Here is a 17367-nt window from a genome sequence, read left to right on the forward strand (position 1 = left end):
CAACAACTGACAACTGACACCTAATAGATTACTTCGCCGCGTACGAGGCCGACAGGTCCTTGGTCACCTGGCGGATGGTGCCCGTGATGGTGTCGTCGAGCTTACCAGCCTTCAGGCCAGCCAGCACGTCGGCGTGACGGGTGTTCATTACCTGGGTGAACTCGCGCTCGAACTCGCGCACGCGGTTTACCGGCACTTGGTCGAGCAGGCCGTTGGTAGCGGCGTAGATGATGGCCACCTGATCTTCGACCTTCTGGGGCGAAAACTGGGGCTGCTTCAGGATTTCGAGGTTGCGACGGCCGCGCTCGATGGTGAGCTTGGTCGAGGCGTCGAGGTCGGAGCCAAACTTGGCGAAGGCCTCCAGTTCGCGGAACTGAGCCTGGTCCAGCTTCAGCGTACCGGCCACTTTCTTCATCGACTTGATCTGGGCGTTACCGCCTACGCGGCTTACCGAGATACCCACGTTGATGGCGGGACGGATACCCGAGTTGAACAGGTTGGTCTCGAGGAAGATCTGGCCGTCGGTAATCGAAATTACGTTGGTCGGGATGTACGCCGAAACGTCACCGGCCTGGGTTTCGATCAGCGGCAGAGCCGTCAGCGAACCACCGCCTTTCACCAGGTGCTTGATGCTGTCGGGCAGATCGTTCATGTTCCGCGCGATTTCGTCGGAAGCGTTGATCTTGGCGGCGCGCTCGAGCAAGCGGCTGTGCAGGTAGAATACGTCGCCGGGGTATGCCTCGCGGCCCGGGGGGCGGCGCAGCAGCAGCGACACCTCGCGGTAGGCTACGGCCTGCTTCGACAAGTCATCGTACACCACCAGGGCCGGACGGCCCGTGTCGCGGAAGAACTCGCCGATGGCGGCACCCGTGAAGGGCGCGAAGAACTGCATGGGAGCCGGGTCGGAAGCCGAAGCGGCCACTACCACGGTGTAGTCCATGGCCCCGCCGCGCTGCAGCGAGTTTACCACCTGGGCAACCGTGGAGGCTTTCTGACCCACGGCTACGTAGATGCAGAATACCGGCTCGCCGCGCTCAAAGAACTCGCGCTGGTTCAGGATGGTGTCGATGGCTACGGTCGACTTGCCGGTCTGACGGTCACCGATGATCAGCTCGCGCTGACCCCGACCGATCGGAATCATGGCGTCGATAGCCTTGATGCCGGTTTGCAGGGGCTCGTTTACCGGCTGACGGTAGATTACACCCGGGGCTTTGCGCTCCAGGGGCATCTCGTACAGCTCGCCGGCAATGGGGCCGCGCCCGTCGATGGGCTGACCCAGCGTGTTGACCACGCGGCCCACGATGCCTTCGCCCACCTGAATCGAGGCAATTTTCTTGGTGCGACGCACGGTGGCGCCTTCCCGGATTTCGGAGTAGTCGCCGAGCATTACGGCACCTACGTTGTCTTCTTCCAGGTTGAGCACCAGGGCGCGCAGGCCGTTTTCAAACTCGAGCAGCTCGCCCGATTGGGCCTTCGAGAGGCCGTAAATGCGGGCTACCCCGTCGCCAACCTGCAGCACCGTACCGACTTCTTCGAGTTCGGCTTCGGTCTTGAAATTGGACAACTGCTCCCGCAGAATGGCGGATACTTCATCCGGACGTACTTCTGCCATGACGCTGACTTATAGTTGGGCTTGGTAGGGGTTCTGTTTGAAGGTGGTGCGCAGGCGGTTGAGGCGCGTGCGGACCGAGTCGTCGATCTGCCGGTCGCCCAGACGCAGAACGATACCACCGATGAGGCTGGCGTCGACGTGCTCGCGCAGCTCGACGGTTCCGCCTCCGGTTTGTTCTTGCACCAGACGCTGAACCTGCTCGCGCAGTTCCGGCGTGAGCGGCTCGGCCGTGGTCACGTCGGCAGTCTGGATTTTGCGCAGCACGTTGAACTGCGTCTGAAACTCGCTGGCAATGAATTCCAGCGCCGTTTCGCGGTTCTTCTGCGTGATGATGGTGAAGAACTTCATGGTGAGGTCCGACACCTTGCCTTCGAACAGCCGCCGCAGGATGTTCAGCTTCTTGTCGTGCTGCACAATGGGGTTGCGCAGGGCCAGGCGCAGGTCGCGGCTGCCGTCCAGCGTTTGGCCGAACAGTTCCATGTCCTGCTGCACCGCGTCCAGCGTACCCTGCTCCTGAGCCAAATCCAGCAGGGACTTGGCGTAGCGGGCGGCGACTCTTTGTTCAGACATTGGGTTAGGGCTTAGGGGTTAGGTCTTAGGGCTTGGGACGACCATCAGGTACTAAGACCTAAGCCCTACTACCTAAGACCTGCGACTAATTCAGTTTTACCTCTTGCAGGTAGTCGTTCACGAGCTGCTTTTGGGCACCCGAGTCCGACAGTTCGCGGCGCAGGATGCGCTCGGCAATGTCAATCGACAGTTGGGCGGCCGTGTTTTTCACTTCCGCCAGCGCGGCCATCTTTTCGTTTTGGATGGCTTCGCGGGCCTGCATGATCATGCGGGCGCCTTCGTCGGTGGCTTTCTGCTTGGCCGTCTCGATAAGCTGGTTGCTCATGTCGTTGGCTTCCTTCAGCATCCGGTCGCGCTCCTGGCGGGCTTCGGCGATAAGCTTTTCGTTGCCGGCCTTGAGGGCCTGCATTTCGAGCTTGGCCTGGTCGGCCTGGCGCAGCGCACCTTCGATGCTGTCTTCCCGCTCGCGCAGGGAGGCCAGAATCGGCTTCCAGGCGAAAGCGCGCAGGATGAGCAGCAGAATTACAAAAATGGCGAGCTGCCAGAACAGCAAGCCGAAACTAGGGTTGGTAAGCATGGGCGCTTAGCAAAGGCTAGATGAGAAATAGGCTCCGCACCGAAACCATGTTCAGCGAGGCAAGCCGTTACAACCCGGGGGACAATAGCAGGCCGCACGAACCCAAGGCGCCCGTTTCCCCAGTGGAAAACGGGCGCCGGGCTATGCGCACTACTACTGCAGTTTCAGGGCAATCAGCAGGCAGACTACGACTGCGAACAGAGCAGCACCTTCAACGAGGGCCGCAACAATCAGCATAGCCGTCTGGATTTTACCCGAAGCTTCGGGCTGGCGGCCAATAGCCTCCATGGCGCTGCCGCCAATGCGGCCGATACCCAGACCGGCACCCAGGATGGCCAGACCGGCACCGATACCGGCACCCATAACGGCCAGACCAACAGCATTAACGACCTGCAGCAACAGAGTGAGAAGCATAAAACAGAAGTTTGGGGAGTGAAAGGAAAAGAGTCAGAAGAAAAAGAAAGCGAAAGTAGGGAGGCCTAGTGGCCGTGACCGTGAGCCGGGGCGTTGGCGTCGTCGCCGCCAATGCCGTAGTCGTGGTCGTGGTGCTCTTCCACCGCGCCGCCGATGTACATGGCGGTGAGCAGGGTGAAGATGTAGGCCTGCAGGGCGGCTACCAGCAGTTCGAGGCAGCTGATGAACAGGCCGAAGGCCAGGGACAGCGGCGAAATGGCCACCGTGTTGAAGATGAAGATGAGCGAGATAAAGCTCAGGATGATGATGTGACCGGCCGTGATGTTGGCGAAGAGTCGGACCATCAGGGAGAACGGCTTGGAAATCACGCCGATCAGCTCCACCGGAATCATGATGGGGCGCAGCCACAGCGGAACACCGGGCGTCCAGAAAATGTGCGACCAGTAGTACTTGTTGGAGCTGAACGTGGTGATGAGCAGCGTCAGGAAGGCAAAGAGGAAGGTAACGGCGATGTTACCGGTGAGGTTGGCCGCGCCGGGCAGCAAGCCCAGCAGGTTGTTGAACCAGATAAAGAAGAAGATGGTCAGCAGGTAGGGCAGGTACCGCTCGTACTTGGGACCAATGGCCTTCTTGCCGATTTCGTCGCGCACGAAGATGATGATGGGCTCGAAGAACGACTGAATGCCGCGGGGCGCCCGGCCGTGGTTTTTCTTGTAGCCGCGGGCTACGGCGGTGAATACCAGCAGCAGAATCACCACGCTCAGCAGCAGCGAGGCCACGTTCTTGGTGATGGAGAAATCGTACACCGGGCTGCCGTCTTCGGCTACCAGGTGCTCGTGCTCCAGCTTCAGGCCGTTGTAGCTGTCCTTGAACTCGTGGCCGAAGCGGCTCGACGAGAACACCGACAGGCCTTTGCCGGGCTGGTAGGCGATAATGGGCAGCGGCAGGGTTACGTGGGTGTGCCCAATCGTAGTGAAGTGCCATTCGTGGGAGTCGCCCACGTGGTGCAGAATCATTTCACCCGCGTTGAACTTGCCCTCTTCGGTGGCTTCTACCTGCGTGTCGGCGGTGGTTGAAACCTCGGTCGGATGCTCTTGAGCAAAAACCGGCAACGTCAGAATGCAGAAGAAAAAGAGCAGTAACCGCTTCATTCAGATTGATTTAAGGTCAGATTGGCGCAGGGTTACGCCTGCTCGGAGCCCGGTTTTGAAAACGGGCGCAAGTTAGTCACGACATTCCAGACTTCAAACCCGGTATAGAGGAAATACAAGGCGAAGAACAGGCCCAAAAATGTCCAAGTACTATGTCCGGCTTGGGCGCCGCCGCGCACTAAGTAGGTTACAACCACGACTAGGGCCAGTACAAGCCGCAGGGCCGTGGTGCTGAACCAGGCCGTGAGCAAGGATTCCGGGTCGCGCTGGTAGGCCCGCCAGGTCAGCCAGAAGGTCAGCGCGGTCAGGCCCACGTAGAACAGCAGCAGCCAGTCGGCCCAGGGGTGCACCACCGCTTCGCCGAACTGCATCCGCAGGAAATACAGCAGGGCCCCTACGAGGACCGAAAAGAGCAGCAGGTTGCGGAGAAAGCGGGTCAAGGCGAAACAAAATCCGGCGGTGCCTCGCGGCCCAGTCCGGCAAAAAATGAGGGTTTACTTGTCGTTGGCCGCGGCGCGGATGATCTGGTACATGGCAATGAACACGCCCAGCAGCGCCAGTACCACCGTGGCCCAGGGGCTCCAGCCGTACTTGCCGTCGAGCCACGTGCCCAGCCAGGTGCTCAGGCCAATGACGACCAGCATCTGCACGCCCACGCCGGAGTAGCGGGCCAGCTGGCTGGAGCGCTTCTGCTCGGAGTCGGGCGGGGTAGGCAACGAGGGTTCAGCCATGCAGCTTCGGTGAGGGGCGACAAAGGTACGCCGCGGCGGCCGGACTTCGGGCCGGAAACCGCACATTCTGAGGCGCGTTGCGGGCCGGGCCGGGTGGGGCGGGCAAAATTCACGTACTTTAAGCTGATTTGCGGCGTTGTAGCGGGTCACCGACCCGCCGAATCTGGCGCTGAACGAAAGGGCTGCCCGGCAGCGTTTTCCCCGCACGTCTACCTTCCACTCCACCCGCCTGCTGCCCGTGGCGCATCCCTCGCGTATTGCTTTGTTACCCTTTGGCGGCCTGCTCGTGGCCGTGGCGGCGCTGCTGGCCGGCTGCTCGGCCGAGCGCCACAACGTGGTAGCGCGCACCTATCAGAACATCGTAGCCCGCGACAACGGCTACTTCCTGGCCCGCGAGAAAATGCGGGCCGTGGAAGCCAACTTATATAAGGAGCGCCCCAACGACTACAACCACACCCTGCCGCTGCTGCCGGTGGTCGACTCGGTGAAGGCCACCACGCTTACGGCCGACCTCGACGAGGTGGTGAAAAAGGCTTCGCTGCCCATTCAGCGCCGCCCCGGCAGCGATTATACCGACGACGCCTACATCCTGATCGGCAAGACCCGCTTCTACCGCCGCGAGTTCGAGGAAGCCACCAAGACCTTTAAGTACGTCAACACCATCAGCACCGAGCCCAACGCCAAGCACGAGGCGCTGATCTGGCTGATGCGCACTTACATGGCCACCCAGGAGTGGGACAACGCGGCCTACGTGTCGGGCCTGCTCGACAAGGAGCAGGGCACCGAGCGCAACGCCCGGGAGCTGTTTCTGACCCGCGCCCAGTACTACATCTGGCAGGGCGACGAGAAGCTGGCCATCGAAAACCTGAACAAGGCCATTCCCTACATTCCGCAGAAGGACGAACGCTCCCGCACGCGCTACGTGCTGGCCCAGCTTTACCAGAACCAGGGCCAGGACAAGGAAGCCTACGCCCAGCTCAACCAGATTCTGAAGCGTAACCCACCTTACGAGCTGGATTTCTTCTCCAAGCTGATGCTGGGCCAGGTGTCGGACCTGAACCAGACCGACCGTGCCCGCCTGGATAAGTACTTCGCCAAGCTGCTCAAGTCGCCCAACAACCGGGAGTACCGCGACAAGATCTACTACGAAATGGCCCGGCTGGAATACCGCCAGCAGCGCTACGACCAGGCCCTGGGGCTGCTCAACCAGTCGGTACGCGCCAACACGCAGAACCGGGCGCAGCGGGCCTACTCCTACCTGCTGGCCGGCCGCATCTACTACGAGAACCTGCAGAAGTACCGCCTGGCCGCGGCCTACTACGACAGCACCACCCAGAGCCTGCCCCGCGAGTCGCCCGAGTTTGCCGCCACGGCCGAGCGCCGCGACATCCTGCGCGACTTTGCCCAGCAGCTTACCACCATCGAAACCCAGGACAGCCTGCTGACCCTGGCCCGCCTCGACACGGCCGCGCTGCGCACCCGCCTGCTGGCCCTGGCCGACGCCGAGCTGGCCAACCGCCAGCGCGAGGCCGACCGCCAGGCTTTGCTGGCCGCCCGCGCCGCCAACCAAACCGCTACCGGCCTCGACCCGGGCCGGGCCGGCAACCCCAACCTCGACCCGCTGGCCTTCGCCAACTCCTCGACCGGGGCGCAGTGGTACTTCGACAACCCCACCGCCCTGGGCACGGCCCGCGCCGACTTCCAGCGCCGCTGGGGCGACCGGCCGCTGACCGACAACTGGCGCCTGAGCAGCCTGGCCACCCAGACTCCCATCGGGGGCGGGGCACCCGTAGCCGTGGGCGGCAGTGCCGACAGCAACGTGAACCCGCCGGCCGAGGCCCAGCAGGCCGAACCCACGGCCCAGCGTGCCGGCCTGGTAGCCCAGTACCGCCAGCAACTGCCCTTCAGCACCGAGCAGCAGCAGCAGGCTGAGGCCCAGGTGGAGGAAGCTATGTACAAGCTGGCCGCCATCTACAACCAGCAGCTGAAGGAGCTGCCGCGCTCGGCCGAAACCTACGAGCAGTTTGTGGGCCGCTTCCCGCGCAGCAAGCGCCTGCCCGAGGTGTACTACAGCGCCTACCTCGTAAACAAAGCCATTCCCGAGCCGGCTCGCGCCGAGCAGTACGCCCAGAAGCTGCGCGAGCAGTTCCCCAACTCCTCCTACGCCCGCCTCGTGGCCGACCCCGAGTACCTGCGCCGCACCTCGGTGGCCAACGAGCGCATGAGCGCCGCCCTCGACTCGGCCTTCGCGCTCTACAAAAAGCAGGAGTTCAAGAAAGCTACTGCCGCCGTGGCCCAGGCCCGCAAGCAGTACCCCGAAACCGACCTAAACGACCGCGCCGAGTACCTGCAGGTGCTCCTGACTCTGCGCACCCAGCCGCCCACGGCCCACAAGCCGGCCGTCGACGCCTTCGCCAAGAAATACCCCGAAAGCCCGCTGGTAGCCAAGGCGCGCGACTACCTCGAAGCCTACACCAAGTACGAAGCCGGGCAGCTGGCTGGGGCCCTAGCCTCGACGGAGAAGCCGCGGGTGTCGTTTTTCCGCCCCGGTGAGGTCGACAACCGCGTGCGCATTCTGTACGCCGAAGACGAGTCGCCCGCCACGCCGGTTGCCCCGAAGCCCGAGGCACCGAAAGTTGCTCCGAAGTCCGAAGCCACCAAGCCCGACGCGAAGACGGCCCCGGCGGCGGTCCAGCCGGTGGGTAAAGCCGATGACAAACTGGTAGCCCCAACCCAAGCGGAGCCGACTGCGCCCAGCACGCCCGAAGTCACGCCACCGGCGGGTTCGGCCGGGCCAGCTCCGGCAGCGCCCGCCTCGCCCTACAAGGCCGACCTGAACGCGGCGCAGGCGGTGGTCATTTCCTTCCCCAGCAGCAACACGGCCTTCAAAGACCTGCCAGCCCAGCTGGCGGCCTATAACAACCGCTTCTTCAAAACCAGCAACCTGCAGATTCAGCCGCAAACGGTGGGCGAAAACACCCTCCTGGTGGTGCAACCCCTGGCTGGTAGCAAAGTGGCCCAGAACTACGCCCTGAAGCTGCGCGGCCCGCAGGGTCCGTTGATGAAGCTGCGCAACGCGGGTTACCAATCCTTTCTGATTGGGATAGAGAACCTGCCCGTGCTGATGCAGCGTGGCAATCTGGAAGAATACCTGCAGTTTTTTCAGCAAACCTACCGGTAAGGGAGTTTCCGGTCCGGTTCAGCAAGGTTTCCGGCCCGGCGGTTGCTCAGACCCCCGCCGGGCCGGGAAGTGCCGTGCGCTTCGCTCAGCCCCACTGCTGATTATGGGCTAATTTCGCGCTGGCAATTCCCGCTTTTATCCTTCCCCATGCCTACCGTTTCGCGGCCCAAGCCGGCTTTTCGCCCCAAACCCAACCGTCCCGAACGCTTTGCGGCCCTGACGCGCACGCTCTGGCTGCTGTTCGGCGCGGGCGTGGTGGGCGTGCTGCTGTTCATCTTCGCCGTCAGCATCAACTTCCTGAATCTGTTCGGGCGCATGCCCAACCTGCGCACGCTCGAAAACCCCAAGAGCGAGTTGGCCTCGGAAATCTACTCGGCCGATGGGGCGCTGATGGGCAAGTACTTCCGCGAAAACCGCACCCCGGTCGACTACGAAGAGCTGCCCCTGAGCCTCATCGACGGGCTGATTGCCACCGAGGACGTGCGCTTCGTCGACCACTCGGGCATCGACCTGAAGGGCATGGCCGCTATTCCCTACTACATGGTGTCGGGCCGGGTGCGGCGCGGGTCGAGCACGCTCACCCAGCAGGTAGCCAAGATGCTGTTCCGCACCCGCGAGGACCTCAACGACGGCCGCCTCAACGACGTGCCGGGGCTGCGCATGCTCATCACCAAAACCAAGGAGTGGATTCTGGCCGTGCGCCTCGAGCGTAACTACACCAAGCGCGAGATTCTGCGCATGTACCTGAACACGGCCGAGTTCGGCTCCAACGCCTTCGGCATTCATACCGCCGCCAAAACCTTCTTCAACAAGCGCCCCAAGGACCTGGAGCTGGAAGAGTCGGCGCTGCTGGTGGGCGTGGTGAACGGGCCGTCGTGGTTTAACCCGGTGCGCAACCCCGAGCGCAGCAAGCGCCGCCGCGACTGGGTGCTGAGCCAGATGCGCAAGTACGGCTACATCGACGAGGCGGCCTACACCACAGCTGCGGCCCGGCCCATCAAGCTCGACTACAAAGTCGAAAACCAGAACGAGGGCATTGCGCCCTACTTCCGCACCGAGGTGAGCAAGGTGCTGCGCGAGTGGGCCCGCGAAACCGAGCACGACCTTTACGCCGATGGTCTGAAGATTTACACCACCATCGACTCGCGCCTGCAGAAGTACGCCGAAACCGCGGTGGCCGACCACATGAAGCTGCAGCAGAAGTGGTTCGACGCCCACTGGAAAGGCCAGCAGCCCTGGCGCGACGAAAACGGCAAGCTCATTCCCAACTTCCTGAGCACCTCCATCAAGCGCACCGAGCGCTACCGCAGCCTGCAGGCCCGCTTCCCCGATCAGCCCGACTCGGTGAAGTACTACCTGAACAAGAAGTACAAGATGAAGGTGTTTACCTGGCAGGGCGGCGAGAAAGAGGTGAACATGTCGCCCATGGACTCACTGGCCTACTACAAGCGCCTGCTGCACGCCGGCTTTATGGCCATGAACCCGCTTAATGGCCAGATCAAGGCCTGGGTGGGCGGCATCAACTACAAGTACATCAAGTACGACCACGTGAAGCAGGGTAAGCGCCAACCCGGCTCCACCTTCAAGCCCTTCGTGTACGTGGCCGCCATCGACCAGGGCTACTCGCCCTGCTACCAGCGCCCCGACGTGGCCGTGACCTTCCCGGCCGAAGCCGGCCGCCCGGCCTACACCCCGCGCAATTTTGAGGGCTCGTTCTCGGGCCGCACCTTCACCCTGCGCCAGGCGCTGGCCCGCTCCATGAACTCCATCACGGCCTGGCTGGTACAGAAGCTCGGCCCCGAGACGGTGGTGGCCTACGCCAAGCGCATGGGCATTACCTCGCCCATTGAGGCGGTGCCCGCCGTGGGCTTTGGCTCCAGCGACGTGAGCATCTACGAGCTGGCCGGGGCCTACAGCACCTTCGTGAACAAGGGCGTGTGGACCTCTCCCATGATGGTAACGCGCATCGAGGACAAGAACGGCAACGTGCTGCGCGAGTTCGTGCCCCAGACCAAGGAGGCGCTGAGCGAGGAAACGGCCTACCTGATGACTCACATGATGCGCGGCGCGGTGGAGGAGAAGGGCGGCACCAGCATCATTCTGCGCGGCGGCTTCAAGTTCAACTTTCCCATCGCGGCCAAAACCGGTACCACCAACAACTACTCGGACGCCTGGTTTATGGGCATGACGCCGGACCTGGTGTGCGGCACGTGGGTGGGCGGCGAAGACCGCAGCATTCACTTCCGTACCGGCGCCTACGGCCAAGGTTCCCGCTCGGCACTGCCCATCTATGGCATCTTTATGCGGCAGGTTATTAAGAACAACAAGGAAATTGGCATCAGCACCGGCGAGTTTCCCAAGCCGGCCCAGCCGCTGAGCATCGAAATCGACTGCTCGCGCTACTACGGCGGCACCCGCGACACCATTCCCTACGAGCAGAAGCTCAACCAGGTGGACATGCAGGACCTCGACGACGAGGACATCTAACCAACCGGCCATAAGTCTTGCCCAGGCAGCTATCAGTGGTGCCACGGCCTCCCCGGTCGTGGCACCACGCGTTTTGCGCCCGGTTGAATTCTCCCAACCCCACCGTTGTTTTGGCAGTTTAACTTGCTGCTGACATTTCGCCTTCCCGCCCGTATGGCCGCCCAAGATTACCTGCAAGACCAGATTCGCCAGCTGCCCCACCGCCCGGGCATCTACAAGTATTTCGACGACGAGGGCCGCATCATCTACGTGGGCAAGGCCATTGACCTGCGCAAGCGCGTGAGCAGCTACTTTACCAAGCAGGACCACAACCGCAAAACCCAGCAACTGGTCAAAAACATCCGCCGAATTGAGTTTACCATCGTCGACTCGGAGTCGGATGCCTTTCTGCTCGAGAACAACCTCATCAAGCAGCACCAGCCCAAGTACAACATCCTGCTTAAGGACGGCAAGACCTACCCCTACATCTGCGTCACCAACGAGCGTTTTCCGCGCGTGCTGCCCACCCGCAACAAAATTAACGACGGCTCGCGCTACTACGGTCCCTACGCCACGGGCACGGGTCTGAACGTAATTCTGGAGCTGATCCGCGCCTTGTACCCGCTGCGTACCTGTACGTACAACCTGAGCCCCGAAAACGTGGCCGCCGGCAAGTATAAGGTGTGCCTGGAGTACCACATTGGCAACTGCAAGGGCCCCTGCCAGGACTTAATCGACGAGGAAACCTACAACGCCTCCATTCAGCAAATCCGCAACATCCTCTCGGGCAACCTCACCGTGGCTAAGGCCTATTTCAAGGAGCGCATGATGCAGGCCGCCCAGGACCAGCAGTACGAGCTGGCCCACCAGTTCAAGCTCAAGCTCGACAAGCTCGACGACTTCCAGGCCAAGTCCACCATCGTCAACCCGGCCTTGTCGGACATCGACGTGTTCAGCATTGCCTCCAACGAGAAGTCGGCATTCATCAACTACCTGAAGGTGATGAACGGCTCCATCATCCAGACCCAGAGCCTGGAGGTGCAGAAGAAGCTCGACGAGACGGACGCCGACATTCTCTCGGTGCTGGTGATGCAGCTGCGGCAGGAGTTCGAGAGCAGCTCCCGCGAAATCCTGGTGAACGTGGAGCTGCCGCCCCTGCCCCTGCCGGGCGTGAAGGTGGCCGTGCCCGAAATCGGCGACAAGCGCAAGCTGCTCAACCTCTCCATCAAGAACGTGCTGTACCTGCGCAAGGAGAAGGAGTCGATGAACGAGAAGAGCAAGGACGTGAACGAGGTGCGCATCATGGAAACCATGAAAAAGGACCTGCACCTGAAGGAGCTGCCGCGCCACATCGAGTGCTTCGACAACTCCAACTTTCAGGGTGACAATCCGGTGGCAGCCATGGTGTGCTTCCGCAATGCTAAGGCTAGCAAGAAGGACTACCGCCACTTCCACATCAAGACGGTAGTCGGCCCCAACGACTTCGACTCGATGTACGAAATCGTGACGCGCCGCTACCGCCGCCTGCTCGACGAAGGCGCCTCCCTGCCCCAGCTCATCATCGTCGACGGCGGCAAGGGCCAGCTGGGCATGGGCGTGAAGGCCTTGCGCGACCTGGGCCTCTGGGGGCAGATTCCCATCATCGGCATTGCCAAGCGCCTAGAGGAAATTTACGTACCCAACGACCCGCTGCCGCTCTACATCGACAAGAAAAGCGAGACGCTGCGCCTGATTCAGCGCATGCGAGACGAGGCCCACCGCTTCGGCATCACCTTCCACCGCTCCCGCCGCGACGCGGCTACCCTGAAAACCGAGCTGACCGAGGTGAAAGGCCTGGGCCCCGTAACCGCCGACAAGCTGCTGAGCAAGTTTAAGTCGGTGAAGAAGATCCGGGAGCTGAGCGAGCAGGAACTGGTGGCCGAAGTAGGCAAAGCCAAGGCCCGGGTGCTGCTCAACTACTTCGCCGAGCAGGGCGCCGAGCCCACCGCCTAGCCTCCGCATTACTCTGGATTCGGCGCCGCTTCTGCCCGAGTTAAAACAAAAAGCCCCGGCCGCAATGGCCGGGGCTTTTATGTTTTCCAGTGGAAGCTTAAGCAGTCCGCAGACCTAGAAGCTCCAGAGGCTGTACTCGTACTCAATCAGGTCGGCAGCGGCCTGCGAGGCAGCCAGCACGCCCTGCTGAGGGCCACCGTAGATGTCGTCGAGGCGCGAGTCGCTCGGGTTCGACACTTTCACGATGTAGGAGTTGAACAGCCACAACTCAAACGCGTCAGCCAGGTTCTTGTGCTGGGCGTCGTTCTGGGGGTTGAACCAGATGGCTTTGTCGGGGTTGGCGCGGAATACCCGCACCAGGTCCGAGTACTTGAAGGTCCCAATCGGCTTTTCAATACCCGAGGTGTTGGAGCTCAGCGTAGAGGGCACCAGCAGCGTCACGGTCTTGATGTCGTGGTACATTCTCGACCGCTTTTTGTCAAAGATCATGTCCTCCTTCAATTCCATCTGGTAGAGGTCTTTGTAGCGGTACTCGTAGGAAGTGGGCGGCGGCGGGGTTTTCTTGACCGGCGCGGCCTTCTTCTTCTTATCGCCTTTTTTAGGAGCCGGGGCTCCCCAGCCGTCGTCGCCGGCATCTTCCTGCGTGAAGCCCGCCGCCTTTTCTTCGTCGCTCAGGCCCGCAGAGGCTTCGGCGTACGACATGTTGGCGGAAACTTCCTGCGGGTTGTAGGTCGACGTGAGCGAGTCGTTCTTGTAGGCCTGCAGTTCGCCCCGCTTCACCGCCTCCATGATGACGCGGCTGATTTCCTTGCCTTCCGAGAACATGGGCTTGTTCTGCTTTTCCCGCAGGTCAATGGCGCGCCATACGGTTTTGCGGAACATGATGTCCGAGGAAGGAATTGGGCGGTACGAGCCGTTGCTGCTGGCCGTGGTGGCCTGCTCCTGCGCCGTGGCCGAAACCGACAGCGTGAGACCGGCAGCCAGCGCGGCGAACGATAAGAACTTATTCATGTGAGGTAAAGCGAAAAAAGAGCGGGCAGTAGGTTCAAACAAAAGCTTAGATCAGCGGCACGTTGAACTGCTTCGACATGCGCACCTCTTCCTGTTCGCCGCGGAAGTTCATGCGGCGCACTTCCTTCACTTCGATGTAGAGACGGTCGCCTTCGCGGGCCGAGTTTACTACGTCGCTCAGGTTGGCATCGGGACCGTTGATGGTGCGCGTGGGAATGGCCGGGCGCTTGCCGCGTACCAGCGTGATTTCGTAGCTCGTCACGCGGTAGCGGGCATCTTCGGGCAGGAAGGTGGCGAAGCCCTGGTCGGCAACAGCCTTGAGGCTCAGGTTACGTACGGCCGTGATGGGCGTACCCTGCTTCTCGTTGGCCTCGCGGCCCCCTACGATGCACTTGATGTCGGGCTTGGGGATGGGACGCACCTGGAAGGTCTGCGAGCCGATGGCGTTGCCGCCGCTGCTCACGTTCAGGGTCACCTCACGGGCATTCGGCACCAGAGTTACTTCACCCACGGCACTGCCCTGGATTACCTGGGCACCCGAGGCCGAGAAGCCCGGCTTGTACTGGGCACCCAGTGCGGGAACCTGCACGTTCAGCTTGTTGCCGCACTTGAAGTACAGCGCCTGCACCGAGGCCGATTGGATCTGCATAACGGGTTTCGAAACAACGTAGGGTACGGTTACCTTAAACGTCGTGTCGCGGCCGTTATTTTTGATGCGGATGGTGCCAGTCCAGGTTTTTTTGGCGTTGCCAGCGGCATCGAAGGCACCCGGAGTTGCGGTGAACTCGATTTTGCCTTTGCCATCAGGAGTTACCTGCAGCGGCGAACCGTTCAGGGTCATCGTGGGGCGCATGCCCGAAGCCGAAGCCGTCAGGAACAGCTCTGCCTTGTACTTGGTACCAGCGGCAACCGTGTTCGACTCGGCACTGGCGAAAGCCCCGATTTTGTCGAATACGATGGTTTCGGCACCTACTTTCTTCGACAGCTCGCTCTGGGCGTCCGACTCGTACTTCAGCACCTCAGCTTCCTTCTGCGAGAGTACGGCCAGAGCAGCTACTACCGGCGTATTCTCGAAGTTCAGCTCGGCGAAGTTCTTGTTCTTCTGGTCTTTCTGAAGGATGCTGGCGTCATCTTTAGCGTCCAGAGCCAGCGGAGCAGCATTGGGAACGAACTGCTTGATGTAGTCCGAATACTTGTTCAACTCGCCTTTCATCTTATAGGCTTCGCCGTCGCGCTTGCCACCGAGCATGGTAATGGCCACTTTGTCCTCCATGCTCATGTTCTCGAACTCGTTCTTGCCTTTACCGGCTTTGCCGTTATTGGTAGCTACGAGCAGCTTTTCCCGCACTCCCTGCAGGTAAGCTACCATAGCCTTGGTACGCTCACGGATTTCCTGGCTCTGCTTCAGCACCGCCACGTCTTTGGGCTGGTTGCGGTTCTTCTCGACCTGGGCCTGAATGCTCTTTACCGAGCCGTCGTTGGCCTTCGCCACCTTTTCGTTGATGTTGGAAAGGCTGTCGTCGAGGAACTTGAATTTGAGCAGAATCGCGGAGTTTACTTGCAGCGCGAGAAGGGCAGTCAGTACCAGGTACATCATGCCGATCATCTTTTGCCGCGGTGTTTCTTTACCTCCCGCCATTGTATTGTTTTCCTAAAAGTCTATTTGGGTGGATGGGACCTTGGAGCTGTGCCGACCAACAATTAGTTGGTGGCGCGCATGGCGTTCAGCATGTTGCCGTACACGCGGTTCAGCGAGTTCAGGTTGACCGTCAGTTTGGCTACTTCGTCCTTGAACTGCTCGGTGTCTTTGCCAGCGGTTACCAGGTTTTCCATGGCCTGGCTCAGCGTGCCGTAGAACTTGTTCATGGACTTCAGGTGCGTGTTAGCGTCCTGCAGCTCCATTTCGTACACTGCGTTCAGGGCGCCCAGGTTCTTGGTCACGTTCTGCACCTGCAGGTGGTACTCACGGGCATCCGAGGTAGCGTTCGACATGGCCGTGATGGCCTCTACCGTGTTCGAGTAGGCATCGTTGATGCGCTCCAGCGAGTTGGCAGCCGAGCGAACTTTGGCAGTGTATTCGTCGGTAGCGTTGGTAGCATCGCCCAGGGTACCCAGTTGAGCGGTGGTGGTGCTCAGGCGGTTCAGGCCTTCGCCCAGCGACTTGATAGCGTCCGGAGTAACGTTGGCGTCCTTCAGCATGTCGTCGAGCTTGCGGGTCAGACCCTTGCCCGAGTTGTCGGCGGCGAACGAGTTGTCACCGGTCGAGGGGTCGTAGCCTTCGGCCAGCTGCGGGTATACCAGCGCCCAATCCGGATCCTTGGGAGTGGGCTGGAACGAGCTCAGGAAAAAGATAACAGCCTCCGTGCTCAGACCAATAATCAACATAAGGTCGGCACCCGGCCAGTGTTGAATTTTAAACAGAGCCCCGACGATAACGACTGCGGCACCGATACCGTAGATTTTCGGCATCAGCACATCGTACAGGAAATTCTCTTTGTGTGCCATTGTTACTTGAGTAGTTGGAAAGAGGTGGGTGTGGAGGTTTTCTGAAGAAAAAGCAAAGGGGTGGTTACAGGCTGTTGTTGGTACCCATGCCAATCTGGATCATGGCGCAGCGGAAACCAATGTATGAACGCGCCGAATCCTGGTATTCGAAGTTGCGCGTGCCGGTCTCAAGGAAGTAGGCAATGTCTTTCCACGAACCACCGCGGACCATTTTGCGCGGCTCGTTGTCGTCGGGGTTGGTCGGGTTCATGTCCCACACTACCGGCATCGACGATTCCATGTAAGCATCGTCGCACCACTCCGAAACGTTGCCCGACATGTCGTACAGGCCAAAGTCGTTGGGGAAGTAGGCCCCTACCGGCGAGGTGTAAGCGTAACCATCTGAGGCATAATCACCACGGCCGGGTTTAAAGTTCGCCAGCATGCAACCTTTTGAGTTGCGCAGGTACGGACCACCCCAGGGGAAAGTCGCCAATTCGCGGCCACCGCGGGCGGCGTATTCCCACTCAGCCTCGGAGGGCAGGCGGAAGCCGGGTACGCCAGCCAGGCCTTCTTCAGCGGAAGCGGCGTTCTTGTTCTTGGTGCGCCAGTTGCAGAAGTACTTGGCCGCAAACCAGTCTACGCCTACCACCGGGTAGTCATCGAAAGCCGGGTGCGAGTAGTAGTACTCCATCAGCGGGTCACCCATGTGGTAGGTAAAGTCCCGTACCCACACCGTGGTGTCGGGGTAAAGCTCCGTCATGATGTATTCCTGGCCGAGCACGTCCACCGAGTCCTGCAGGATGGCGTTCATGAACTGCCGGTACTCGTTGTTGGTGATTTCCGTCTCGTCCATGTAGAAGCCGGCAATGGTCACCTGCTTGTTCATGTTCACCATCGAGGCAGCAATGTCCTCATCGGTCTGACCCATGTGGAACGTGCCACCGGGACAGGGCACCATGCCGAAGGGCACTTCCTGCGGGTTAAACTCGGGGCGGTCTTCGGCACCCACCAAGTCGCCCTGGGGACCTTTGCCGAAACTGCAGCTGCCCAGCAACAATGCCATACTGGCAACGAAGGGCAAAGCGAAAAACTTGTTCATGTGAGGGTGAAAGTGACAGTACAGGAGGCGGTACCCAAAGATTCCAATTTTTGCGGCTGGCAAATTTAGCGACAAA

General features: G+C 60.9%; 14 protein-coding genes. 3 read left to right on the forward strand and 11 right to left on the reverse strand.

Annotation, left to right across the window (positions count from 1 at the left end; translation table 11 throughout):
• Positions 1–28 precede the first annotated feature (28 nt).
• The 7 genes from atpA to ACE191_RS12185 form a co-directional block, all read right to left on the reverse strand.
• A complete protein-coding gene (atpA, locus tag ACE191_RS12155) occupies positions 29–1612 on the reverse strand; it encodes a F0F1 ATP synthase subunit alpha (protein ID WP_400192497.1) in 1584 nt (527 codons plus the stop codon).
• Positions 1613–1621: 9 nt separating this feature from the next.
• Positions 1622–2182 (reverse strand): ATP synthase F1 subunit delta, encoded by a 561-nt coding sequence (gene atpH, locus ACE191_RS12160; protein ID WP_400192498.1) that lies wholly within the window; start codon positions 2180–2182, stop codon positions 1622–1624.
• A gap of 85 nt (positions 2183–2267) precedes the next feature.
• Complete coding sequence (locus ACE191_RS12165; RefSeq protein ID WP_400192499.1) at positions 2268–2759, reverse strand: F0F1 ATP synthase subunit B; 492 nt, start codon at positions 2757–2759, stop codon at positions 2268–2270.
• Positions 2760–2912: 153 nt separating this feature from the next.
• Complete coding sequence (gene atpE / locus ACE191_RS12170) at positions 2913–3173, reverse strand: ATP synthase F0 subunit C (RefSeq protein WP_111479763.1); 261 nt, start codon at positions 3171–3173, stop codon at positions 2913–2915.
• 65 nt (positions 3174–3238) lie between these two features.
• Positions 3239–4324: a F0F1 ATP synthase subunit A gene (gene atpB / locus ACE191_RS12175; protein WP_400192500.1), complete on the reverse strand. Its 1086-nt coding sequence runs from the start codon at positions 4322–4324 to the stop codon at positions 3239–3241.
• 32 nt (positions 4325–4356) lie between these two features.
• Entirely contained in the window at positions 4357–4764 is a 408-nt protein-coding gene (locus tag ACE191_RS12180) for a hypothetical protein (RefSeq protein WP_400192501.1), read from the reverse strand.
• A 54-nt stretch (positions 4765–4818) separates the two neighbouring features.
• The gene (locus ACE191_RS12185; RefSeq protein ID WP_400192502.1) at positions 4819–5055 is read right to left on the reverse strand and encodes an AtpZ/AtpI family protein; all 237 of its coding nucleotides are present in this window, start codon (positions 5053–5055) and stop codon (positions 4819–4821) included.
• 238 nt (positions 5056–5293) lie between these two features.
• Here ACE191_RS12185 and ACE191_RS12190 point away from each other — a divergent pair, with 238 nt between their 5' ends.
• From ACE191_RS12190 to uvrC, 3 genes are all read left to right on the forward strand, one after another.
• A complete protein-coding gene (locus ACE191_RS12190; RefSeq protein WP_400192503.1) occupies positions 5294–8236 on the forward strand; it encodes a hypothetical protein in 2943 nt (980 codons plus the stop codon).
• 147 nt (positions 8237–8383) lie between these two features.
• A complete protein-coding gene (locus ACE191_RS12195; protein WP_400192504.1) occupies positions 8384–10723 on the forward strand; it encodes a penicillin-binding protein 1A in 2340 nt (779 codons plus the stop codon).
• A gap of 153 nt (positions 10724–10876) precedes the next feature.
• On the forward strand, positions 10877–12694 hold the full coding sequence (gene uvrC / locus ACE191_RS12200) for an excinuclease ABC subunit UvrC (RefSeq protein ID WP_400192505.1): 1818 nt from the start codon (positions 10877–10879) through the stop codon (positions 12692–12694).
• A gap of 114 nt (positions 12695–12808) precedes the next feature.
• On the opposite strand, the gene gldN is transcribed toward uvrC, so the two are convergent.
• From gldN to ACE191_RS12220, 4 genes are all read right to left on the reverse strand, one after another.
• Positions 12809–13705, reverse strand: a complete 897-nt coding sequence (gldN, locus tag ACE191_RS12205; protein WP_400192506.1) for a gliding motility protein GldN — start codon at positions 13703–13705, stop codon at positions 12809–12811.
• Positions 13706–13751: 46 nt separating this feature from the next.
• Positions 13752–15344, reverse strand: coding sequence for a gliding motility protein GldM (gene gldM, locus ACE191_RS12210; RefSeq protein ID WP_400192507.1), 1593 nt, complete (start codon positions 15342–15344; stop codon positions 13752–13754).
• A 62-nt stretch (positions 15345–15406) separates the two neighbouring features.
• Positions 15407–16210: a gliding motility protein GldL gene (gene gldL / locus ACE191_RS12215; RefSeq protein ID WP_400192508.1), complete on the reverse strand. Its 804-nt coding sequence runs from the start codon at positions 16208–16210 to the stop codon at positions 15407–15409.
• A gap of 64 nt (positions 16211–16274) precedes the next feature.
• Positions 16275–17291, reverse strand: a complete 1017-nt coding sequence (locus tag ACE191_RS12220; RefSeq protein ID WP_400192509.1) for an SUMF1/EgtB/PvdO family nonheme iron enzyme — start codon at positions 17289–17291, stop codon at positions 16275–16277.
• Positions 17292–17367 lie beyond the last annotated feature (76 nt).

Origin of the sequence: Hymenobacter sp. B81 (assembly GCF_044628455.1) — a bacterium.
Lineage (GTDB): Bacteria > Bacteroidota > Bacteroidia > Cytophagales > Hymenobacteraceae > Solirubrum.